General features: G+C 69.7%; 22 protein-coding genes. 6 read left to right on the top strand and 16 right to left on the bottom strand.

Features of this window, described 5'->3' with window-relative positions; genetic code table 11:
- Positions 1–22: 22 nt before the first annotated feature.
- The 6 genes from ACHZD8_RS10295 to ACHZD8_RS10270 all read right to left on the bottom strand — a co-directional run bounded on the left by ACHZD8_RS10295 (position 23) and on the right by ACHZD8_RS10270 (position 7,762).
- Positions 23–463, bottom strand: a complete 441-nt coding sequence (locus tag ACHZD8_RS10295) for an FMN-binding protein (RefSeq protein WP_394770307.1) — start codon at positions 461–463, stop codon at positions 23–25.
- Positions 460–1,866 (bottom strand): ferric reductase-like transmembrane domain-containing protein, encoded by a 1,407-nt coding sequence (locus ACHZD8_RS10290; RefSeq protein WP_394770306.1) that lies wholly within the window; start codon positions 1,864–1,866, stop codon positions 460–462. The genes ACHZD8_RS10295 and ACHZD8_RS10290 overlap by 4 nt, the downstream gene beginning before the upstream one ends.
- The gene (locus ACHZD8_RS10285; RefSeq protein ID WP_394770304.1) at positions 1,866–3,197 is read right to left on the bottom strand and encodes an ATP-binding protein; all 1,332 of its coding nucleotides are present in this window, start codon (positions 3,195–3,197) and stop codon (positions 1,866–1,868) included. The genes ACHZD8_RS10290 and ACHZD8_RS10285 overlap by 1 nt, the downstream gene beginning before the upstream one ends.
- Before the next feature lie 23 nt (positions 3,198–3,220).
- Complete coding sequence (locus tag ACHZD8_RS10280; protein ID WP_394770302.1) at positions 3,221–5,683, bottom strand: HAD-IC family P-type ATPase; 2,463 nt, start codon at positions 5,681–5,683, stop codon at positions 3,221–3,223.
- Positions 5,684–5,817: 134 nt separating this feature from the next.
- A complete protein-coding gene (locus ACHZD8_RS10275) occupies positions 5,818–6,738 on the bottom strand; it encodes an alkaline phosphatase family protein (RefSeq protein ID WP_394770300.1) in 921 nt (306 codons plus the stop codon).
- A 22-nt stretch (positions 6,739–6,760) separates the two neighbouring features.
- The gene (locus ACHZD8_RS10270; RefSeq protein ID WP_394770299.1) at positions 6,761–7,762 is read right to left on the bottom strand and encodes an NAD(P)-dependent alcohol dehydrogenase; all 1,002 of its coding nucleotides are present in this window, start codon (positions 7,760–7,762) and stop codon (positions 6,761–6,763) included.
- Positions 7,763–8,002: 240 nt separating this feature from the next.
- Here ACHZD8_RS10270 and ACHZD8_RS10265 point away from each other — a divergent pair, with 240 nt between their 5' ends.
- Positions 8,003–8,698 (top strand): TetR/AcrR family transcriptional regulator C-terminal domain-containing protein, encoded by a 696-nt coding sequence (locus tag ACHZD8_RS10265; RefSeq protein WP_394770298.1) that lies wholly within the window; start codon positions 8,003–8,005, stop codon positions 8,696–8,698.
- Between the two features lie 3 nt (positions 8,699–8,701).
- On the opposite strand, the gene ACHZD8_RS10260 is transcribed toward ACHZD8_RS10265, so the two are convergent.
- From ACHZD8_RS10260 to ACHZD8_RS10240, 5 genes are read right to left on the bottom strand one after another with little or no spacing between them, the layout of a single operon-like run.
- Positions 8,702–9,667: a bifunctional riboflavin kinase/FAD synthetase gene (locus tag ACHZD8_RS10260; protein WP_394770297.1), complete on the bottom strand. Its 966-nt coding sequence runs from the start codon at positions 9,665–9,667 to the stop codon at positions 8,702–8,704.
- On the bottom strand, positions 9,664–10,125 hold the full coding sequence (locus ACHZD8_RS10255) for a hypothetical protein (RefSeq protein WP_394770295.1): 462 nt from the start codon (positions 10,123–10,125) through the stop codon (positions 9,664–9,666). Before ACHZD8_RS10255 ends, ACHZD8_RS10260 begins: the two co-directional genes overlap by 4 nt.
- Positions 10,126–10,135: 10 nt before the next feature.
- Positions 10,136–10,504, bottom strand: coding sequence for a hypothetical protein (locus ACHZD8_RS10250; protein WP_394770293.1), 369 nt, complete (start codon positions 10,502–10,504; stop codon positions 10,136–10,138).
- Complete coding sequence (gene truB, locus ACHZD8_RS10245) at positions 10,501–11,412, bottom strand: tRNA pseudouridine(55) synthase TruB (RefSeq protein WP_394770292.1); 912 nt, start codon at positions 11,410–11,412, stop codon at positions 10,501–10,503. The genes ACHZD8_RS10250 and truB overlap by 4 nt, the downstream gene beginning before the upstream one ends.
- A complete protein-coding gene (locus ACHZD8_RS10240) occupies positions 11,409–12,035 on the bottom strand; it encodes a TetR/AcrR family transcriptional regulator (protein WP_394770290.1) in 627 nt (208 codons plus the stop codon). The genes truB and ACHZD8_RS10240 overlap by 4 nt, the downstream gene beginning before the upstream one ends.
- Positions 12,036–12,104: 69 nt before the next feature.
- On the opposite strand from ACHZD8_RS10240, the gene ACHZD8_RS10235 reads away from it, so the two are divergent.
- Positions 12,105–13,535, top strand: coding sequence for an MFS transporter (locus tag ACHZD8_RS10235; protein ID WP_394770288.1), 1,431 nt, complete (start codon positions 12,105–12,107; stop codon positions 13,533–13,535).
- Between the two features lie 39 nt (positions 13,536–13,574).
- A complete protein-coding gene (locus ACHZD8_RS10230; protein WP_394770286.1) occupies positions 13,575–14,573 on the top strand; it encodes a ketopantoate reductase family protein in 999 nt (332 codons plus the stop codon).
- Between the two features lie 6 nt (positions 14,574–14,579).
- On the opposite strand, the gene ACHZD8_RS10225 is transcribed toward ACHZD8_RS10230, so the two are convergent.
- Positions 14,580–15,206 (bottom strand): uridine kinase, encoded by a 627-nt coding sequence (locus tag ACHZD8_RS10225; RefSeq protein ID WP_394770284.1) that lies wholly within the window; start codon positions 15,204–15,206, stop codon positions 14,580–14,582.
- 59 nt (positions 15,207–15,265) lie between these two features.
- Between ACHZD8_RS10225 and ACHZD8_RS10220 the strand changes: the two genes are divergently transcribed.
- Positions 15,266–16,135 (top strand): A/G-specific adenine glycosylase, encoded by an 870-nt coding sequence (locus ACHZD8_RS10220; RefSeq protein WP_394770282.1) that lies wholly within the window; start codon positions 15,266–15,268, stop codon positions 16,133–16,135.
- 38 nt (positions 16,136–16,173) lie between these two features.
- A complete protein-coding gene (locus ACHZD8_RS10215; protein WP_394770280.1) occupies positions 16,174–17,034 on the top strand; it encodes an Fpg/Nei family DNA glycosylase in 861 nt (286 codons plus the stop codon).
- Here the strand turns inward: ACHZD8_RS10215 and ACHZD8_RS10210 are convergent.
- Positions 17,027–17,305: a YciI family protein gene (locus ACHZD8_RS10210; RefSeq protein WP_394770278.1), complete on the bottom strand. Its 279-nt coding sequence runs from the start codon at positions 17,303–17,305 to the stop codon at positions 17,027–17,029. The two genes, ACHZD8_RS10215 and ACHZD8_RS10210, sit on opposite strands and share 8 nt — an antisense overlap.
- Positions 17,306–17,395: 90 nt before the next feature.
- On the opposite strand from ACHZD8_RS10210, the gene ACHZD8_RS10205 reads away from it, so the two are divergent.
- On the top strand, positions 17,396–18,214 hold the full coding sequence (locus ACHZD8_RS10205; protein ID WP_394770276.1) for an SDR family NAD(P)-dependent oxidoreductase: 819 nt from the start codon (positions 17,396–17,398) through the stop codon (positions 18,212–18,214).
- A 4-nt stretch (positions 18,215–18,218) separates the two neighbouring features.
- On the opposite strand, the gene rbfA is transcribed toward ACHZD8_RS10205, so the two are convergent.
- The 3 genes from rbfA to ACHZD8_RS10190 form a co-directional block, all read right to left on the bottom strand.
- A complete protein-coding gene (rbfA, locus tag ACHZD8_RS10200) occupies positions 18,219–18,662 on the bottom strand; it encodes a 30S ribosome-binding factor RbfA (protein ID WP_394770275.1) in 444 nt (147 codons plus the stop codon).
- A 132-nt stretch (positions 18,663–18,794) separates the two neighbouring features.
- Positions 18,795–21,518, bottom strand: a complete 2,724-nt coding sequence (gene infB, locus ACHZD8_RS10195; RefSeq protein WP_394770273.1) for a translation initiation factor IF-2 — start codon at positions 21,516–21,518, stop codon at positions 18,795–18,797.
- Positions 21,519–21,637: 119 nt separating this feature from the next.
- Positions 21,638–21,919, bottom strand: a complete 282-nt coding sequence (locus ACHZD8_RS10190) for a YlxR family protein (RefSeq protein ID WP_394770272.1) — start codon at positions 21,917–21,919, stop codon at positions 21,638–21,640.
- Between the last annotated feature and the right edge of the window lie 243 nt (positions 21,920–22,162).

Raw genomic sequence — 22,162 nt, 5'->3', positions numbered from 1 at the left:
CACGGTACGGGATGCCCAGCGCCTAGAGCCCGGCCTTGTCCAGGGCCGACTGCACCGAGAGCAGGTACGCCTTGCTCGTGTAGGTGGCTCCACTCACATTCGACACCCGGGCGGATTGCGACCTGATCACCGCGGAGCGCAGGATCGGCGCGGCGTAGTTGCTCAGCTGCACGGACTTGCCGCCCTGGTCGGTGAGGTGCAGGGAGACGACATTCGTGATCTTGCCGCCGGCCACCACCACCTTGACCTGCACCGTGCCGTAGCGGGTGTTCTCGACCGCGCCGATGAACGAGCCGTCCTTCGCCGGCGATGCCGTAGCGCCGGGCGTGGCGGCGGTCGTGGATGCCGGGGAGGCCGCGCCGCCGGGTGGTTGGCCGGCGTCGAGCAACGTGCCGACCTGCCAGGCGACGGCCAGCACCGCGAGCGAGCCGACGGCGCCCACCGCCGTCGCGCGCGCCCTCACCAGTCGAACCTCTCGGCGTGGATCTGATGGTCGGGAATGCCGGCCGCCCGCGCGTCGGCCTCGACGAGGTCGAGCCACGGCGTCGGCCCGCACAGGTAGAGGTCGCTCTCGAGCAGGTCGGGGAACAGGCCGAGGATGGTGAGCCCGCGGTCGGCGTCGGCCTGGGTCATCCAGCCCGGCCCCCTTCTGGCCCGCGGCCCGATCATCGTCGTCACCTCGACGCCCTTCCTCTCCGCGAGCTGGAGGATCTCGCCCCAGAGGAACGTGTCGTCCAGCGTCGACGCGCGCAGCAGGATCGTGGCCTCCCCCGGTCGAAGCTTCGAGTCCTCGAGAAGCGCGCGCACCGGGGTGATGCCGATGCCCGCCACCACTATCGCGAGTCTCGGCGCCGTGCGACCGGCATCCGTGAACACGCCATACGGTCCCTCGAACCACACGCGGGTGCCCGGACGCACCGCGCTGATGCTGCGGCTCCCCCCGCCGAGGTCCCGCACGGTGATGCGCATCTCCGTGTCTGTCGGAAGCGCGGACAGGGAGACCGGGTGGGAGTGCCACCAGGTTCCGAGGGTCCAGAAGCGCCAGACGAAGAACTGGCCGCCCGCCGACTCGAGCGAACGGAGCCGACGGCCGGTGAGGTAGATGGACACGACCCCCGGCGCCTCGGTCTCGATCCGGCCGACCCGCAGCCGGTGGCGGAGGCTCGAGGCGAGCGGCTCCACCAGGCGGTGGGTGAGGATGGCGCCGAAGGCCAGCACGTAGAGCGCGAGCCAGTATGCCCGCTCGAGGCTGAACGGCGAGAAGACGCTACCGATGCTGAGCTGATGCGGAACGGAGGCGATCACCGCGGCGTAGCTCAGCAGATGGGTGAGGTGCCACGTCTCGTAGCTGAACCGCCGCCGCACCGACCCGAGCGAGGTCACCACCACCACGACCAGGAGGGCCATCCCCACGATCGCGAGCGGCATGTCCGGGATGGCGAGCAGCGGCCCGATCTCGGCGATCGGGTTGATTCCGGAGGCCAGTCCGTAGCCGACGAGCAGGATCAGCCCATGGGCAAGCAGCAGATAGAACGCGGGCTTGCCGAGGGCGCGGTGCACGGCGATGGCCCGATCGTGGCCGACGGCCCGGTCGATGAACGGCACGCGCGCGGCGAGGATGAACATCGCGAGCACGAGGTTCGTCCCGACCAGGCCCGTCATGATGCCGACGCTCGTCACGGCGTCGGCCACCGAACCGAAGCGTGCGGTGCCGCCGGAGACGAGAAACAGCGCGACCGCCACGGCCGAGGACAGCCAGAGCGCCACGACGAGCGCATCGCCGATCCTCGCCCGGCGACGATAGCGCGCCTCGTGGTCGGGTGGCGGAGTCGAGAGGCGGATCGCGCCGGTGTCGTCGATGGCCATCAGAGCCTCGCCAACAGTTCGATGTCCTGCAGAAACTCGTCGGCGACATCCTGCGACACCGTCGCGCGGGTGGCGGCGACCGCCTCGAGGTAGTCCGCGGTGACCGGGCCCGTCGCGCCGTCGTCGGCGCCGCTGCGGTAGAACGCCTTCTCCAGGGCGCCCTGGGACGCCTTGCGGGCCGCGAATTCGATGTCGGCCGGCGAGAAGCCGTCGGTTCGCCGAACGAGCGACTCGAGGTCGATGGCGCCCGCTGCAGCCTCCGGAATGTAGCGTTCCCAGATCGAGCGGCGGGCCGCCTCGTCCGGCAGCCCGATCGGGATCACGTAGTCGAACCTCCCGTGCCGGAGGAAGGCCGAATCGAGGGCGCGGATGAAGTTGGTGGCGCAGACGAGCAGCCTGTCCGGCTGGTCGCGGAAGGCGGGGATGATCTTGAGGAGCTCGTTGGTGACACCCTGCAGCGGCGAGGGCGGCTCGCCGCTGCGCTGAGCCGCGATCTCCTCCACCTCATCGATGAACACCACCGCGTGCTCGAGGTCCGCGATCTTGAGGAAGGTCTCCCGAAGGGCCCCGGCGAGCCCCTTGGGGTCCACGGCGAGACGGGAGGGGAACACCTCGATGAACGACCACTCGAGCCGCGACGCGATGGCCCGGGCAAAGGTGGTCTTGCCGGTTCCGGGCGGCCCGAAGAGCATCACGGCGCGCGGCGGCACCACGCCGAAGCTGTCCGCCAGATCCGGTTTGGCGAGCGGCATGACCAGCCGTCTCTCCAGCAGCTCCTTCTCCCGCTGCATGCCGCCGATCCCCTCCCACAGTCCACGGGGCAGCACCCGGCCGCCGAGCTCGGCGAGGGCGTCGAGCTCCTTGCGCTGAACGGGGATCTGCCGCTCGAAGTAGCGAAGGTTCTTCTTGACCTCGAAACCCTGGTCGACGAAGGCGTCAACGCGCATGGCGGTGTCCGGCAGCAGGGCGGAGAGCTTGGACAGGCCGTGCGGGGCCATCTGCCGCTCCAGCGCAGCCAGGAGCGCCCGGCCCACCCCCTGCTGCTGCCAGGCCTCGGTGGTGGAGAGAAAGACGATCCAGCCCTGCGCATGGGCCGCTCGACCCACGGCGGCCCCGATCACGACTTCGTCGTGCACCGCGACCACCGCGTGGTCCTCCTGGCAGGAGGCGAGCACCTCCGACAGCCCGTAGACCGGTTCGGCTGGGGACGCCCGCATCTCCTCCCACAGGTGCAGGATGCCTTCGACGTCGTCGGCGTGGAAATCGCGGATCCGAAACGATGGCACTCTGCACTTCCCTCTCGACGACGACCGTTCACCACAGTGTGCCATGGCGGCGGCGTTTGGGGGACGGGTCAATGGCTCCAGAAGGCGCCACCAGGGTCGTCCGGTCGGCGTCGCTCCAGGTAGCGGTGCACGAGCTCCACCACGACGCTTCCGACCGCGCCGGCGGCCAACGACATCAAGAACAGGGGCGCGGGCGGCACCGCGAAGCCGAAGAAGTCGCGGATGAACGGCACGATGAGCACCCCGGCCACTCCCACGTACATCGCCAGCACGAGTGCCGCCCGCCTGAGGTCGAGCGGCCGGGCGAGGATGAGCAGAACCCACAGTGCCACCAAGGACAGCGCGATCATCGAGCCGGTGTGCACCGCTCCCGCCGAGAAACGGCCGGTCGCCCGGGCGTAGACGTTCACCGCTATGACCGCCAGGGCCACGGTGACGCCAGACGGGATCGCGAACGTCAACGACCTCCGGAGGAACCCGGGCGTGTACCGGCGCGAGTTCGGCATCAGCGCGAGGAAGAAGGCCGGGATGCCGATGGTGAGCCCGTCGGAGGCCGACAGCTGGCGGGGCAGGAAGGGGAACTCCCAGAGGAGTGCCCCGAACACCACGGAGAGCAGAACGGCGTAGGCGGTCTTGGTGAGGAACAGCATCGAGACCCGCTCAATGTTGGCGATCACCTGCCGTCCCTCCCTGATGATTCCGGGCAGGTGGGCGAAGTCGCTGTCGAGCAGCACGATCCGCGACACCGCCCTGGTGGCCGCCGACCCTGAGCCCATCGCGATCCCGATGTCGGCCTGCTTCACCGCCGGGGCGTCGTTCACGCCGTCCCCGGTCATCGCCACCACGTGCCCGCTGCTCTGCAGGGCGATCACCATGCGCTTCTTCTGGCTCGGCGTCACCCGGCCGAACACCGAATACCGCTCCATGATCGCCGCGAGCAACTGCGGGTCGTGCGGGAGGTTGCGGGCGTCGTAGCCGTCCCCCTCCCAGTTGAGGCCGGCCCGCCTGGCCACCGCGGCCACCGTGTGCGGGTCGTCGCCCGAGAGCACCCTCAGGACGACCCCCTGCTCGACGAGGTAGGCCAGCGTGCGCGCGGCGGTGGGTCGCAGCTTCTCGCCGAGGCTCACGATCACCGCTGGCCGAAGGGTATCGGGAAGCAGGTCGTGAGCCGCCTGCTCCGCCGTCATCGGCTGCGCGGAGTGCGCGAGCACGAGGGTGCGGTGGCCGGTGAGGGCCAGGCTGGCCGCCAGCTGCATCGCCGGCCGGTTCTCGGCCAGCTGCGCGCCCACCACCTCGTCGGGGGAACCGAGCACCCAGAGGCCCTGCGCCGCCCCACCGTCGAAGGAGACGGCACTCCAGCGCCTCGACGACGAGAACGGCACGGTGGCAGACGCGCGAAGCTCCCCGGCGAGCGGGAAGACGGCGCGGAGGGACCGGGTGGTGGCGTTCGCATTGTCGTCCGCCGCGAACCAGGCGAGCACCTGCCGCCAGTCCGAGCCGGCCGGAGTCTCGAGCTCGTGCGCCGAGTCGAAGACGATCTCCCCCTCGGTGAGCGTGCCGGTCTTGTCGAAGCAGACGACATCCACCCTGGCGAGCCCCTCTACGGCCGCCAGCTCGTGGACGAGAACGCTCTGCCGCCCCAGCCGCACGGCCCCCGCCGCGAAGGCGATGCTCGTCATGAGCACGAGTCCGAGCGGGATCATGGCCACGACGCTCGCGATGGCGCCGACCGACGCGTGCCGCCACGCGCCGGAGGCGATCGCCTCCGCCCAGCCGCCCGCCGCCTGCATCTGCCCGTTGATCACGATGACGATGAGCGGGAAGAGGGCGACGCTGATCCAGCGGAGCACCCGGTTCACCGAGTTGCGCAACTCGGAGTTGACGAGGGAGAACCGCTTGACATCGACGGTGAGCCGGCTCGCGAAGGAGTCGGCCCCCACCCGCACCACCCGCGCGTTGCCCTTTCCGGCGACGACCGTGGACCCGGACGACACCTCGTCCCCCACCGTCTTCTCCGCCGGGGCGGACTCCCCGGTGAGCAGCGACTCGTCGATCTCCAGCCCCTCCGAGTGCAGCACCACGGCATCCGCCGGCACCAGGTCGCCGGTGTGCAGCACGATCACCTCGTCCAGCACGACATCCGCCATGGCGATCTCCCGCACCTCTCCCGCCCTGAGCACCCGGGCGTGGGGCGCGTTGAACAGCGCGAGCCTGTCGAGTGCCCGCTTCGCGCGGTATTCCTGCACGACGCCGATGAGGGCGTTACCGAGGGCGGCGAGCCCGAAGAGCGCGTCCTGCCATTGCCCGAGCAGAAGCAGCAGCACGGCACTGCCGATCACGATCGTGTTGAGCAGGGTGAACAGGTTGGTGCGCAGGATGTGCCAGAAGCTCCGGCTGGTGGGCGTCGGCTGGTAGTTGGTGAGCCCGCCGGCGACCCGCTCTGCGACCTGGTCGGCGTCGAGACCGTCCGCCGCGAGCGTCGCGTCGTCGCGGCCGGGCAGCGCGATCGCCTCGCCAGTCGATTCGCGCATCCGGTCCCGTGCTCCCAGCATCCTCAGGAAGGCGGCGACCACCGATGGGCCGCCCGTCCCTCCCCACAGTGTGCCTCCCGGCACCGCCTCGCACTAGGGGACTAAGGACTTGACAGCGAGCGGGCCGGGGCACATCACCCCTGGGGCGAGGCGCCGATCGGGAGCGTGAATGCTGCCGACAGGGAGGGTGCAGAGGCCGCACCGAAGAGGTGGGGCACCCCGGCCACGTCCTCCAGAAGCCGGGTCACCGAGTAGTGACTGAGGGGCGTGGTCACCACGTGCGCCGTCTGGCTCGGGTGCACGACCACGGTCAGCACCGCGTTGCCCGGCGAATCGTCGTCCTCGTCAGCGGTGATCAGCACCGCGAGGTGACCCGACGCCCAGTCCGGGCCGGCGAAGAGCTTCTCCATCCAGCCCCTGATCCAGGTGTCGGCCGTGCCGAGCGGACAATCGTGGGCATCGTTGCAGAGGTTGGGCACGACCATCCCCACGGTGGGCAGCGTGCCGGCGGCGATCGTCGCGTCGAGGCCGCCGATCGGCAGGTCGTAGCGTGCGCAGAGGCTCCGCTCGGCGGCGAAATAGGCCCACGGATTGTGCTTGACCGCGTAGCGGTCGCCGCCGTTAGCGAGGGAGCAGTTGCCCGGCATCCCCTCGGCGTAGAGCGCCGCGGTCTTTCCGGCGGAGATCGCCTGGCCGAACACCGACGCCCCCGAGCGGATCTCGTTCGCCGACGGGCCGCCGTCATCGGTGATCCCGTAGGTCTGGCCGCCGACGAGCGCGACGTAGTTGGGCAGGGACGGATGCCGGATCGCGGTGTAGCGGGTGGCGTAGCCGAATCTGGTCGCCAGCCCGAAGGTGTACGGCATCTGGGCCGTCATCTGCACCAGGGAGTGGTTCTCGACGACGATCACGAGCACCTTGGTGACGACGGCGGCGGACGGTGACGAGGTGGGCGCCGGTGCCGGGGCCGTCCCGGAGGGTGTCGGGGCGGCCGCCGTGCACCCCGTGAGCGCCGCGAGCAGCAGACAGGCCAGCACTGCTGCGCGACGAAGCATCCCTCATGGTAGGCCGCCAACCTCACACCGTGATGACGATCTTTCCCCTCGCGTGCTCCTCCACGAAGTAGCGCACGGCCCCCGCGGCGTCGGCGAGCGGATAGACCCGGTCGACGGCCGGCGTGACCGCACCGGACTCGATCAGCTCGCGCAGCGCAGCCAGGCTCTCGGCGCCCCGCGTCGGCGCGAAGATGCGCAGGTTCTGGCCGACGAACGGCGAGAGCAGGAGGGCGCGGAGGATGCGGCCCATGGGCCCGAACACTCGGCCGCCGGTGCCGCTCGAGAGCACGAGGGTGCCGCCCGGGGTGAGCGAGCGCCGCAGCGCCGTGAGTGAATGGTTGCCGATGAGGTCGAAGATCACGTCGTAGCCCGCGGTGCGCAAGGTGAAGTCCTCCCGGGCGTAGTCGACGACGTGGTCTGCACCGAGCGAGCGCACCAGGGCGGAATTGCGGGCGCTGCACACGGCGGTCACCTCGGCCCCCAGCGCCTTGGCGATCTGCACCGCGAACGTGCCTACCCCGCCCGACGCCCCGTTGACCAGCACCCTCTGGCCCGGCAGCACCCTTCCGGCGTCGCGGAGCCCCTGCAGGGCCGTTCGACCAGCGAGCGGCACCGTCGCAGCACTCACGAAGTCGAGGTTGACCGGCTTCGTCGAGACCAGGCGCTCCGAGGCCAGCGCATACTCGGCGAAGCTGCCAGAGTCGACCTCGGCGAACACCTCGTCACCGGGCACGAATCGCGTGACCGATGCCCCGACGGCCTCCACCGTGCCCGCCACATCCCGGCCCCGCACCGCCTGCCTCGGCCGGAACAGTCCGAAGGCGAGGCGCCCGATCAAGGGCCGCCCGGAGGTCATCACCCAGTCCGCGTGGTTGACGCTCGCGGCGCGCACCCGAATGAGCACCTCGTCCGGCGCGATCCTCGGCACCTCGACGGCCTCCAGCCGGAGCGCGTCGAACGTGCCGTATTCCCGCTGCACGATCGCCTTCATCGTGCGAGTGTGGGAGGCGGTGGTGGCTGGCATTGGTTCATTCATGGTCGTGGACCCCTTCTTGTCGGTTGCGTTTCTGGCGGACGTCCAGCCGGGTTCTGACGCGGACCGGACGCTGGGGTTCATTTCGACTCCTCGGATGACATACGCCCGCGGCCGGCGGCCTACGGTCGACCATACGGTGTAAGGTCGTGAACAAGACGATACCATACGTTGTAAGGTGTAGACAAGGGAGTGGGCCGCGGCGTGCGGCATCACGAGATCGGAGACATCGTGGCAGGGTCCGGAACGAACGCCGCCTCCCGGGAGCCCGTGACCAGGGACCGGGCCGTGCGTGCCGCCGTGGCCCTCGCAGACACCGGCGGCATCGACTCGGTCAGCATGCGCAAGCTGGCGGCCGAGCTCGGCATCGAAGCGATGTCGCTGTACTACCACGTGAAGAGCAAGGACGACGTGCTCGACGGCATGGTCGAAGTGGTGGTCGGCGAGATGGCGCTGCCCTCCGGTGCCGATGGAACCGCTGCCGAATGGAAGACTGCGATGCTCGAACGCGCGGACTCGGCCCGCGCCGCGCTCGGACGGCACCCGTGGGCGATCAGCCTGATGGACTCCCGCACCACCCGGGCGACGCTGCGGTACCACGACGCCGCGATCGCGGCCCTGCGCGGATCGGGCTTCTCGATCGCGATGGCCGCCCACGCGATGTCGCTACTGGACAGCTACGTGCACGGGTTCGCCCTGCAGGAGGCCTCCCTTCCCCTCGACGAGGCGGGCGACATCGGGGCGGTCACGGAGGGCATCATGGCCCAGCGGGAGATTATGCAGTCCTACCCGAACCTGGCGGAGATGGCCGAGACGCTCGTGCTGCAGCCCGGGTACGCCTACGGCAACGAATTCGGCTTCGGCATCCGGCTCATCCTCGACGGCCTGGAGACGGCCCTCGGTCGGGAGCGGTCGCATCCCGGCTGATGCCTACGCGCGCGGGCCGATCGGGGTGGAACGCACCGGCATCTCGAGGAGTTCCCGCACCCGTGCCTCGTCAGCCGTCATCTGCTCGACCAGGTCGTCGACGCTCGCGAACTTCTCCATGCCGCGGATGTACTCGACGAAAGCGATCTCCACCGTCTTGCCGTAGAGGTCGAGGTCTTCGTCGAGAAGATGGGCCTCGATCTGCTTGTCCGGCACCCCGACGAACGTCGGGTTGTTGCCGATGGACACGGCGGCGGGCATGATGCGGCCGTCCACCGTCGCGTAGGCGGCATAGACCCCGTCGGCCGGCACGAAACCCTCCACCGACCGGGACAGGTTCGCGGTCGGGTAGCCGAGCTCACGGCCACGGCGCTCCCCCGGCACCACGATTCCGCGCACGGTGGGTCGGCGCTCGAGCAGGGCGGCGGCCTCGCCGACCCGGCCCTCGGCCAGCAGGCCGCGGATCCAGGTGGAGGAGATCACCTGATCGCCGTACGGGCGCACGGCCTCGATCATGCGCACCTCGAACCCGTGGCTTCGGCCGAGCCGTTCGAGCAACTCGACGGTGCCGAGCCCGCGGTGGCCGAACCTGAAGTCGGGGCCCACGAAGACGACCCTCGCGTGCAGGGAGTTCACGAGCACGTCCAGCACGAAGTCCTCGGGCGTCTTGAGACTGAATGACTCGGTGAACTCGATCATCACGACCGCATCGACGCCCGTCGTTTGCAGAATCGCGCGCTTCTGGTCGTTGCTGGTGAGGCTCTCCGGGCACTTGTCCGGGCGCAGAAGGGCGAGCGGATGGCGGTCGAAGGTGAGCACCGTCGAGACCAGGCCGGCCGGAGCGGCCTCCTGCCGCAGGCGCGCGATCACGCTGCGGTGACCGGCGTGCACACCATCGAACTTTCCGATGGTGACCGCCGAGGGGCCGAAGTCCGCAGGCACCTCGGCGAGCGAGGAGTAGAACCTCATGCCGGCACATCCGAGCTGACGACGTCGGGCGAGGCGGGGCGGCGGGAGCGCAGGTAGAGCAACCCGAGCACCGGCAGCACCAGCGGGATCAGCAGGTAGCCGAGCCCGAAGGCCGACCAGACCGTGGAGTCCCGGCCGAACGGGTTGACGCTGGTGAGCCCGAGGGCGGCCGGACTCACGACGCTCACGGTGCCGATCACGAGCACACCGAGCAGCTCGAAGCCGATCGTGATCCACGCCACCCGATACCAGACAGGTCCGGGCGCGATGAGGGCGACGGTCGCGACGATGTAGACCAGCGCGGAGAGCGCGGAGAGCGAGAAGGCCAGTGGCGCCTCGGAGAAGCGGTCGATGATCTGGAACACGGATCGACCGGTCGCCGCAAGAGCGAGGATCCCGTAGACGAGAACGAGCACGCGTCCGACGCCGACCGCGCGGGAGGAAGAGTTGGCAGCCATCACGTCAAGATTAGGCCACCTGAACGGTCCAGATTTGATACATCCGGTAGACCATGACCGCGACGGCCAGACAGGCGACGCCGAGAATGACCGTGCTCCAGCGATTTCGCTCCACCAGGGCCCAGAATCCGGCGAGCGGCACGAGGATTATCGCCGAGACGAGGTAGACGTAGAACTCGAGCAGGCTCCCCGTCGGCGGGTTGCCGACGGCCGGCGCGACGATCGCGACAACGAGCTGGACCACCAGGAGCAGCTCCACCAGGAGCGCCGCGCCCATCGACCAGTCGTTGGGGGCGCGGCCGGCGAAGCCGAGGGCGAGGCAGATCAGCCCGGCGAGCACCGCGACGCCCACCTGCAGCCAGGTGAACCACTCGATCACGCGGTCACCTCGTCGGTGGGGAAGTTGACAAGCGGCTTCGCGGTGTGCCCGTCGAACCCGATGAGGCCGACGAGGCGGCCGTCCGGGGCGATCGCCGCGAGCGGCCCCGCCCCGCCCGACCACTCGTCGTCGACGAGCCGCTTGCCGTGGCCGAGATCGATCGCCTGCGACTCGGTGAGCGGATAGGTGTCGAAGAGCCGCGACGCCACGTCGGCGGGGCCGAGCAGCGCGGTGGCGACATCCATCGTCTCGAGGTCTGCGGCATCCGCCACCGAGAACGGGCCGATCCTCGTGCGGCGAAGCGCAGTGAGATGACCGCCCACCCCGAGCGCGGCCCCGAGATCACGGGCGATCGCGCGGATGTAGGTGCCCGAGGAGCACTCGACGCGCACATCGACGTCGAGGAAGTCGCCGACCGAGCGGGAGTCGAGCACCTCGAGCGCGGAGACGGTCACGGTGCGGGCGGCGAGCTCGACCGCCTCCCCCGCCCGGGCGAGGGTGTACGCCCGCTTGCCGTCGACCTTGATGGCGCTCACGCTGCTCGGCACCTGGCTGATCTCGCCGGTGAGCGGTTCGAGCGCCGCGGCGAGCGCCCCCGCGTCGATGGCAGCGACGGCGCCGGGCGGCGCGGTGCTGGTGACCTCGCCCTCCGCGTCGTCGGTCGAGGTCGCCTCCCCGAGTCGGATGGTCGCGAAATACTCCTTGTCGAGGCCGACCAGGTAGGTGAGCAGCCGCGTCGAGCTGTTGATGCCCAGCACGAGAAGCCCGGTGGCCATCGGGTCGAGCGTGCCGGCGTGCCCGACCTTGCGGGTTCCAGCGCGCTTGCGGGTGCGCGAGACGGCGTCGTGGCTCGTGATGCCCTGGGGCTTGTCGACGAGCAGGATGCCGCTGCGCCCTGCCGCGCTCACGCGCCGGTCCCCGCGCGCTCGGCGGCCTCGGTGCGCTCCGTCTCGGCGAGCTCGAGCATGATGTCGATCTTCTCCGGGAAGGCGTGGGTGAGCAGCTCGTGCACGTCGGGATCGCGGTCGAAGTCGTCGGTCATCCGCAGTCCGATCATGGTGTTGATGAGCATGCCACCGGCGAGAAACTGCTGGGACTCGTCCGGGCTGAAGCCGGCTTCGTGGCGTAGGAAACGGTACACGAGGATGAAACCCTCGCGGGCCGCCGCCCCGATCTCCGGGTCCCGACCGAGCACGAAACCGTGCATGAGCGAGAGGAGCAGCCCTCGGTCGACCGCGAGGCCGACATAGGCGAGGCCGATGCGCCGCTGCACGGGAACGCCGGAGGCGGTGTCGGCGAGCGCGGCCCGGAAGGCCGCGAGCAGTCGGTCGAGCGCGCGCTGAAGCACGGCCAGGAACAGCTTCTCCTTGGTGCCGAACACCCGCACGACATAGGGCTGGCTCACGCCGGCCGCCCGGGCAACCTGCGCCGTGGTCGTGCCGTCGTAGCCGTGGTCGCCGAACACCGTCGTCGCCGCCTGGAGGATGAGTTCTCGCCGGTCTTCGGCGCGCATCCTGGTTCCGTCGCTCATGGTTGACAGGTTATCAGTCAATGCCTTATCGTCGAATTAAGTAATCGCCCGATAACTAAGTGAGGGATCATGACCACTCTCGAAGCCCCGGTCCAGGCCGGCACCAACGCCCGCCGACGGGTTCCCGTCTGGCTGGCGATCCTCGCCGCCTCCCTGCCCATGTTCATGGCCACCCTCGACAACCTCGTCATGACCAGCGCGCTCCCCGTGATCCGCACGAGCCTCAACGCCGGCATCACCGAGCTCCAGTGGTTCGTCAACGCCTACACGCTGAGCTTCGCCACGTTCATGCTCATGGCGGTGGCCCTCGGCGACCGCTACGGCCGCCGCACGGTGTTCGTGATCGGCATCGCCATCTTCACGGCGAGCTCCGCCCTCTCGGCGCTGAGCACCGAGCCGTGGATGCTCATCGTCACCCGCGCCGTGCAGGGCGTCGGCGCCGCCGCCCTGATGCCGCTCTCCCTCACGCTCCTGGTCGGCTCCGTGAGCGCGAGGCTCCGGCCGCTGGCGATCGGCGTCTGGGGCGGCATCTCCGGCCTCGGCGTCGCCCTCGGGCCGCTCATCGGCGGGGCGATCGTGGAGGGCTGGAACTGGCAGGCCATCTTCGGGATCAACGTGCCGGTCGGCATCGTCTGCGTGCCGCTGGTTCTGCTCGCCCTGCCGAACAGTTTCGGTGCCAGGCTGCGAGCGGATGTCGTGGGTCTGCTCCTCGTCGGAGTGGGAGTGCTCGGACTCGTCTACGGCATCATCCGGGGCAACGATGCGGGCTGGGGCAGCCTCGAGGTGGTCGGATCACTAGCCGGCGGCGCCGTGCTCGTGCTCGCCTTCCTCGCCTGGGAGACCCGCACGCCCAGCCCGCTGCTGCCGCTCCGGCTGTTCCGCGACCGCAGCTTCAGCATCGCCAACATCGTGGGAATCGCGTTCAGTTTCGGCATCTTCGGGTCGATCTTCATCCTCATCCAGTTCCTGCAGATCGTGCAGGGCCACTCCCCGCTGCAGGCAGGGATCATGACGATGCCGTGGACCCTCGCGCCCATGGTGATCGCCCCGCTCGCCGGCCTGGTCGCGCCCCGGGTGGGCACCCGCACCCTCATCGTGGCCGGTCTGCTGCTTCAGTCCATCGCCATCTTCTGGCTTGGCGGCGTGATGACCGCCGACGTGAAGTACGTCGCCCTCCTCGGCCCGTTCCTCTTCGCCGGCGTGGGCATGGGGCTCGTCTTCGCCCCGTCGTCGACGGCGGTGCTCGCGAACATCGTCGACGCCGACCGCGCGAAGGCGAGCGGCACCAACTCCACGCTGCGCGAGATCGGCGTGGCCCTCGGCATCGCGGTGCTCACTGCCGTCTTCACCGGCGCCGGCGGGCAGCTCACCCCCACCGGGTACGTCGACGCGGCGATCCCCGCCGTGACGGTCGGCGCCTTCGCCCTGCTCGGCTCCGCGCTCGTCGCGCTGCTCCTCCCGTCCGGCCGCGTGCTGCCGTCGGTCGCCCCCGCGAAGTAGGCACGCGGCCCACGGGCACCCGCAACTAGGATTCCTAGCATGAGGGTTGCGGTCATCGGCGCGGGGGCCGTGGGAGGCACGATCGCCGCGCTGCTCGACCGGGCGGGACACACCGTGGACGTGACGGCCCGGGGCGAACACCTCGCGGCGATCGTCGCAGACGGCCTGCGGCTCAGCGGGGCGTGGGGCGAGCACACCGCCCGCGTGCAGGCCTCCCCCGTGCTCACCAGGAGCCCGGACCTCGCCATCGTCACGGCAAAGGCACAGGACGCGGAGTCCGCGCTGCGTGCGAACGCCGCGATGATCGTCGGGATCCCCGTCGTCGTCGTGCAGAACGGGCTCCGGTCGATCGTCGTCGCCACGCGCACGGCCCCCCGATCCGACATCGTCGGCGGACTGGCGCTCTTCGCCGCCTCCTTCCTCTCCCCCGGCCAGGTGAAGGTCACCACGGCGGGCAGCACCTACCTCGGCGGCGCCCTGTTGCCCACTCTCTACGCGTCCCGGGTGCTCGGAGAGGTCATGCCGGTCACGTCCACCGGCAACTTCGAGGGCGCGCAGTGGACCAAGCTCATCGTGAACCAGGTCAACGCGCTGCCCGCCATCACCGGGCTGAGCGCGCAGGAGGTCATCGCCGACCGCGCCCTGCGGGCGGTCATGACCGAGAGCATGCGCGAGGCGGTACGGGTGGGGATCGCCCGGGGCGTGGAGTTCGAGAAACTCCAGGGCCTCTCCGACCGGATGCTGCGCCTGCTCGTTCGCCTGCCGGCCTCGATGGGCCAGGCGCTCCCCCTGCTCATGCGGGCCAGGATGGGTCGCACGCCCAATCCGGGATCGACGCTGCAGAGCATCCGCCGGCACCAGCCGACCGAGATCGACTACCTCAACGGCGCGATCGTGGAGACCGGCTCCGAGGTCGATGTCGCGACCCCGGTCAACCGCCTCCTGGTGCAGATGGTGCACGAGGTCGAACGCACCGGTGAGTTCATCGCCCCCGCCGACGTTGCCGCCAGAATCGACCGGCCCGCTGTAGTCGGTTAGCCGGGGTCAGCAGGCGTCGGCGAACACCCGGCGCGGGTGCTCGACATCGCGGTTGTCGATGATGGCGACCGCGGCCGACCGAGGATTCGCCTCGGCGCGGTAGAGCGAGTCGGCGCCCTGCTCGGCGCTCCCGTCCTCGTCCTCCGCCGGCGGCACCTCGAGCCAGACCGAATAGTTCCAGAGGCCGGCCAGCTCGCGACGGTTGAGGAACACCCCCTCGACCATGAGGATCGCGTCCTTGCCCGCCGTCATCCACTTCGGCTGCAGCGCGGCGTCCCTCTTCTCGTCGTAGGCGGCGAGCACGAAACCGGTGCTGCCGGAGGCCCGGAACGGGTCGATCAGCACGCGCTGGAACACCGAGTAGTCGAAGGCGTCGGCGTAGAAGGATTCGGCCGTCTCGGCACTCGGGCTCTCTCGCCTGGCGTGCGTCTTGCGAAAGTCGCGGATGGAGGCGATGAACACCTTGTGTCCGGTGTCGCGCATCGCGTCGGCGAGTGCCGCCGCGAACTCCGCCGTGCCGGCGGTGGACGACCCATCAATGGCGATGATCGCCCGACCGGAGCCGTAGTTGTGCAGGATCTCGCCGGCGAGCGCCTCGAGCTGGTCCTTTTTCTCTGGTGCCCATCTGGCCATGCCGTAAGCCTACGCCGGGCGCGGGCGTCGGAATCGGAATCGGAATCTAGAGTGGAACGGTGAGCATCGTGCCGGCCGTGAACGCGTGGTTCCGAGCGAATGGCCGGGACCTGCCGTGGCGTCGCCCGGGCTTCACCGCGTGGGGAACCCTGGTGAGTGAGTTCATGCTGCAGCAGACGCCGGTGGTTCGCGTGATTCCGAGGCTCGAGGCCTGGCTCTCCCGGTGGCCGACACCGACCGATCTCGCGGCGGTGCCGAGCGGCGAGGCGGTGCGCGCGTGGGAACGGCTCGGCTACCCGCGCCGCGCCCTCAACCTGCACGCGACGGCGGTGGCCATCACCGAGCGGCACGGCGGCGTCGTTCCGCAGGACGTCGGCGAGCTCCTCGCCCTGCCCGGCGTCGGGGACTACACGGCGCGGGCGATCGCCGTCTTCGCCTACGGCCACCGGCATCCCGTGGTCGACACCAACGTGCGACGGGTGATCGCCCGCGCCATCGGCGCCCAGGCCGAGCCTGCGCCGCCCTCGGCCAAGCGGGACCTCGCGGCGATGGAGGCGATCCTGCCGCACGACGTGGAGGAGTCGACGGTGGCGAACGCCGCGATCATGGAGCTCGGCGCGGTCGTCTGCACCGCACGGGCGCCCCGCTGCGAGGAGTGCCCGATCCGCGACCTGTGCGCATGGCGGGCCGCCGGCTACCCGGAATACCTCGGCGCTCGCCAGCCGGTGCAGAAGAAGTTCGAGGGCTCCGACCGGCAGGTGCGCGGCCTCATCCTGCGCGAGCTGCGGGCGTCTGACGTGCCGGTGACCCGCTCGGAGCTGGATTCGGTCTGGCCGGAGGCCGCGCAGCGCGAACGCGCGCTGCGCGGCCTGCTCGGCGACGGCCTCGTCTCCGGCTCGGACCAAGAGGGATACCAGCTTCCCGGCTGAGGATTCCGGATGTCGCCGCCAGGGCGGAGACTGGAGGCGTGCCTGAGCTGCCCGAAGTCCACGCCCTCGTCACCGACCTCGGTGCGCGCCTCACCGGCCGCACCGTGGACCGGCTCGACGTGATCTCCTTCGCCGCCCTCAAGACCTTCGACCCGCCCGTGTCCGCCCTGGCCGGCCGGGTGATCGGGCCGCTCCGGCGCCACGGGAAGTTCCTCGACATCGCGATCGGCGACCTGCACCTCGTGCTGCACCTCGCCCGGGCCGGCTGGATCCGCTGGCGCGAGGGGCCGCCCCAGCCCTCGAAGGGCCTCGGCAAGGGACCGCTCGCCGCGAGGCTCGTGCTCGACGACGGGTCCGGGATCGACATCACCGAGGCCGGCACGAAGAAGAGCCTCGCCCTCTGGCTGGTTCGCGACCCGCTCGACGTGCCCGGCATCGCGCGGCTCGGCCCGGACCCGCTCGCGCCCGCCTTCACCGAGGAGGTTTTCGCCGGCATCCTCGCCACCGCCGGGCGTGCTCAGATCAAGGGCGTGCTGCGCAACCAGTCGATCATCGCCGGCATCGGCAACGCGTACTCCGACGAGATCCTGCACCTGGCCAGGATGTCACCGTTCAAGCCGGCGGCGATGGCGCCCGATGAGGTGTCCCGGCTGTACGCGGCCGTGCAGGAAGAACTGCGCGGCGCGATCGCACGGGCGGACGGCCTCGCCGCGTCCGAGCTCAAGCGGGAGAAGAAGTCAGGGATGCGCGTGCACGGCCGCACCGGCGAGGCCTGCCCCATCTGTGGAGACACCGTGCGGCAGGTGATCTTTGCCGATTCGACGCTGCAGTACTGCCCCACCTGCCAGACCGGCGGCAGGCCGCTCGCCGACCGCGTGCTGAGCCGGCTGCTCAAGTAGCGTCGTACACGAGCGGGTCCCACTCGCGCACGGCGGAGGGCAGCACGACGCCCTCCGTGACGAACGGGTCGCCGCTCATGAACCGCTCACCGGCCTCTCGCGACCGGAAGACGCACATCGCGCCCTCCGCCGCCGGGTCGCCGAAGGTGCCGATCATCCAGATCCCGCCGCCGAGGGCGAACTCGTCGACGTATGCCCGATGCCGCGGGTACACCTCGCCCACCCGATCGAAGCCACCGGGACTCGGGGCGTAGAAGCTCACGTACAACACGCACGACATCGTATTCCGCGAATCCCCGCCCGGCACCCGCGCAGAACGGCGCCGCCGGGCTTTAATCGAGCGAGACGACGAAGGGCAACAATGACTGCACGAACCATAGTGATCACCGGGGCGAGCGACGGGATCGGCGCGGCTGCCGCGCGTGCCCTGAAGGCGCGCGGAGATACCGTGGTCGTGGTCGGGCGCTCCCCCGAGAAGACCCAGGCGATCGCGGCCGAGCTCGATGTGGACTGCTACGCGGCCGACTTCGCGGACCTCGGCCAGGTGCGGTCGCTCGCGGCCGAGCTGCTCGCGCGCTACCCCCGCATCGACGTGCTTGCCAACAACGCCGGCGGCATCATGGCCAATCGAGAACTCACCGTCGACGGCCACGAGAAGACGTTCCAGGTGAACCACCTCGCGCCGTTCCTGCTCACGACCCTGCTGATGCAGCGCCTGGTGGACAGCTCGGCGAGCGTCATCAACACGTCAAGCGGGGCGAATCGCTACGGCAGGATCGACATCGACGACCTCGACCTGGCCAACCGGTACTCGGCAAACCGGGCGTACGGCAACGGCAAGCTCGCCAACATCCTCTTCACCCGGGAACTCCATCGCCGCTACCACGAGGCCGGGATCTCGACCGCCGCCTTCCACCCCGGGGTCGTCGCCACGAGCTTCGCCGCCGCCTCCACCAGCTTCATGCGCCTCGGCTACACCGGCTTCTTCTCCCGCTTCATGCTCTCGCCGGAGAAGGGCGCGGACACCCTCGTCTGGCTTGCCACGACGGCGCCCGGAACCGACTGGGTCTCCGGCGAGTACTACGAGAAGCGGGCCATTCAGAAGGCGAACAAGCAGGCATACGACGGCGAACTCGCCCGCGAGCTCTGGGAGCGCAGCGAGGCGGCCGTCACGCCGTAGAGGACTACTCCTCGTCGTCTTCCGCGTACTCGCGCGGCTTCACGTACGGGTCCTCGTCGCCGGCGTACTGCGCCGTGCTCTTGAGGCTGCCGAGCTCGGCGTCGCGACTGTGGGCCTCGGCCAGCAGCGCCTCGATGTGCTTGGCGTTCTCGGGGATGGCGTCCGCGATGAACTCGAGCGACGGGGTGAGGCGCGCCGTGATGTTCTTGCCGACCTCGCTGCGGAGCATGCCGGTCGCAGACTTCAGCGCGGCCGCGGAATCCGCCCGCTCCTCGTCCGTGCCGTACACCGTGTAGAACACGGACGCGTGCTGGAGGTCGCCGGTCACCTTGACGTCGGTGATCGTGACGAAGCCCAGCCGCGGGTCCTTGAGGCCCCGCTCGAGCGTCTTGGCCACAATCACCTTGATGCGGTCCGCCATCTTGGCGGCGCGAGCCGGATCAGCCATAATCTTTCCCTTTTCCTTCTCAAACAACTGGTAGCAGACGGCGGAGGCCGGTGCCCGGGTAAACAGGCTTGCGGAGCTCGCGGAGCTCCGCCTGTGTCCCGGGCACCGGCCGTAGCCGGCTGCGGACGGGTGTTAGACCCGCACCTTCTCTTTGAGTTCGATCGTCTCGATCTCGTCGCCGATCTGGATGTCGTTGAACTTGCCGAGACCGATGCCGGCCTCGAAGTCCGTGCGAACCTCGGTGACGTCATCCTTGAATCGACGCAGCGACTCGATGGCCAGGTTGTCGCCGACCACGACGCCGTCGCGGATGACTCGTGCCTTCGCGTTTCGGGTGATCGTGCCGGAGCGCACGATGACGCCCGCCACGTTTCCGAACTTGGACGAGCGGAAGATTTCGCGGATCTCGGCAACGCCGGACTGCACCTCTTCGAACTCGGGCTTGAGCATTCCCTTGAGCGCGTTCTCCACGTCTTCGAGCGCCGCGTAGATCACGGAGTAGAAACGCACGTCCACACCCTCGCGAGCCGAACGCTCCCGAGCCTTGGTGTCCGGTCGCACGTTGAACCCGATGATGATCGCGTTGTCGATGGTCGCGAGGTTGACGTCGCTCTCGGTGATGGCACCCACACCGCGGTGGATGATACGCAGCTGCACGCTGTCGTCCACCTCGATCTTGAGCAACGACTCCTCGAGCGCCTCGACGGCACCCGAAACGTCACCCTTGATGATGAGGTTGAGCGACTCGACCTTGCCGTCTTCGAGGGCCTTGGTGAAGTCCTCGAGGCTGATCCGCTTGCGGCTGCGGGCGAGCAGGGCGTTGCGCTCCGCTGCCTCGCGCTTCTCGGCGATCTGGCGGGCGGTGCGGTCATCGTCAGTGACGAGGAACGTGTCGCCGGCGCGGGGCACCGACGTCAGTCCGAGCACGGAGACGGGGCGCGCCGGCGTGGCGAACTGCACCGCCGTGCCGTTCTCGTCGAACATCGCCCGAACGCGGCCGTAGGCGGTACCCGCCACGATCGCGTCGCCGACCTCGAGGGTTCCCGACTGGATGAGCACGGTCGCCACGGCGCCGCGTCCCTTGTCGAGCTTGGCCTCGATGGCCACGCCACGCGCGTCCTTGTTCGGGTTCGCGCGCATGTCCAGTCCGGCATCCGCCGTCAGGAGCACCGCATCGAGAAGCTCGGGGATGCCGATCTTGTTGAGCGCCGAGACGTCGATGAACATGGTGTCCCCGCCGTACTCCTCGGCGACCAGACCGAACTCGGTGAGCTGCTGGCGAACCTTGGCCGGGTTAGCCCCGACCTTGTCGATCTTGTTCACCGCGACCACGATTGGCACGTTTGCCGCCTGGGCGTGGTTGAGAGCCTCGATCGTCTGCGGCATGATGCCGTCATCGGCGGCGACCACGAGGATCGCGATGTCGGTGACCTGCGCACCACGGGCACGCATGGCGGTGAACGCCTCGTGGCCCGGTGTGTCGATGAAGGTGATGGCCCGTTCGACGCCCTCGTGCTCGGCGACGACCTGGTACGCACCGATGTGCTGGGTGATGCCACCGGCCTCGCCGGCGACGACGTTGGCGTTGCGGATCGCGTCGAGCAGACGCGTCTTTCCGTGGTCGACGTGACCCATGACGGTGACGACGGGCGGCCTCGCGACGAGGTCCTCATCGGTTTCGTCTTCGAGCTCCTGGTCGAGGTCGAGGTCGAAGCCTGCGAGAAGCTCGCGGTCCTCATCCTCGGGCGAGACCATTTCGATCTTGAAGCCGAGCTCGTCGCCCAGGATGTCGAAAGTCGCCTCGTCGAGGGACTCCGTCGCCGTGGCCATCTGCCCGAGGTGGAAGAGCACGGTGACGAGGTTTCCGGGGCTGGTGTCGATCTTGTCGGCGAAGTCCGTGATGGACGCGCCACGACGCAGGCGAACGACGGTCTTGCCGTCGCCGCGGGGGACGCTGACGCCACCCAGCGACGGGGCTTCGCGCAGTTCGAATTCTGCTCTCTTCGTACGCTTCGACTTGCGGGCCTTGCTCTTGCCGCCTCCGCGGCCGAACGCGCCTGCCGTGCCGCCGCCGGGGCCGCGCCCGCGACCACCACCGCCGGCCGGACGGTTGGGGCCGAAGTTGGATCCCGGTGCTCCGGCGGGTGCTCCACCCGGACGGAAGCCGCCCCCGGCTCCGCCTGGTCGGGCTCCCGCGCCACCTGGACGCTGGAATCCGCCACCGGCCGCGGCCGGCCGCTGGCCGAATCCGCCCGGGCGCTGGCCCTGGCCGGGTCCGCCGGGTCGCGGTGCGCCTGGGCGCGGTGCGGCCGGGCGCGGGATGCCGCTGGGGCTGGCCGCGGGGCGCGTGTTCATGCCCTGGGTGCTCGCATACGGGTTGTTGCCCGGACGCGGTGCGCCTGGACGCTGCATGCCCTGGGTGCTGGCGAACGGGTTGTTGCCCGGTCGCGCGCTACCGGGGCGCGGGATGTTCGACCCGCCGGCGGCGGGTGCCGCCGGGGTGGCCGGAGCGGCCGCGTCTGGCGTCGCCGCGGGGGTGGCCGGCGCGGCCGGTGCGGCGGATGCGGCTGGCGCAGCCTGCGCGGCCTGCGCGGCGGCTGCCGGGGCGGCGGGTGCGGCCGGCGCTTCGGCCACGGGGGCCGGACGCGGAGCCGGGGCGGGAGCCGGGGCTGCCACCTTCTCCGGAGCCTGGATACCGTCGGCGGCGAGCGCAGCACGAAGCTTGCGGGCTACCGGTGGTTCGATGCTTGAGGAAGGTCCCTTGACGAATTCGCCCATTTCCTTGAGCTTCTCAAGGGCCTTCTTGCTGTCAATGCCGAGTTCTGCTGCGATCTCGTGCACGCGTGGTTTAGCCACTGTTCTCCTTGTCGGGCCAACTCCCGATGAGGAGAAGACCTTAGTTACGGACGGGACTCATTTCGAGTCGCTCATTAGCTGTTGCTCATTAGTTGGTCACTTTGCCGTTCAGCCTGTTCTTATTTGGAACCGTGTGGTTCCGACTGGTGGGTGGTGCTGGTCTGTACCGCTTCGCTCAGTTGCTGCATCGCGAGCACACCGTCGACCCTCAGCGCTCGGCCAAAAGCCTTGCGAGTGATTGAGGTTCCGACGCAGCCAACGGTGGGATGCACCCAAGCGCCTCGACCGGGGAGTGTCGCTGAGAAATCCACGACAGCCTCACCGTCACGCGCAACGACCCGCAGAAGAGAGGATCGTTCGGCACGCTGACGACAGCCAAGACACGTTCTTACAGGTTTCATACTATCCCCTTCGTCAACCGGATGCTGTGCCCGCCTATTCCGTCGCGGGCCGCCCGGGGGCGGGGCCGCGTCGTTCCGGGCCGACGCTCGCAGTCCGGCCGCTGCGGTGCGTCACCGGGCCACTGCGGACGGTCCGGGCCAGCGCGCCGGCCCGGACTGTCCGCAACGGCCCCGCTAAACCCTGTGGCTGGTCACGGACGGTCCCGGCGCACGTCGACGCTGACGCGTCTCCGCGGCCGCGCA

It is taken from the genome of Lacisediminihabitans sp., from assembly GCF_043726815.1.
Taxonomy (GTDB): Bacteria; Actinomycetota; Actinomycetes; order Actinomycetales; family Microbacteriaceae; genus Lacisediminihabitans.
Note: the sequence above shows the minus strand (reverse complement) of the source record. Positions and strands in the feature narration are given on the sequence as shown.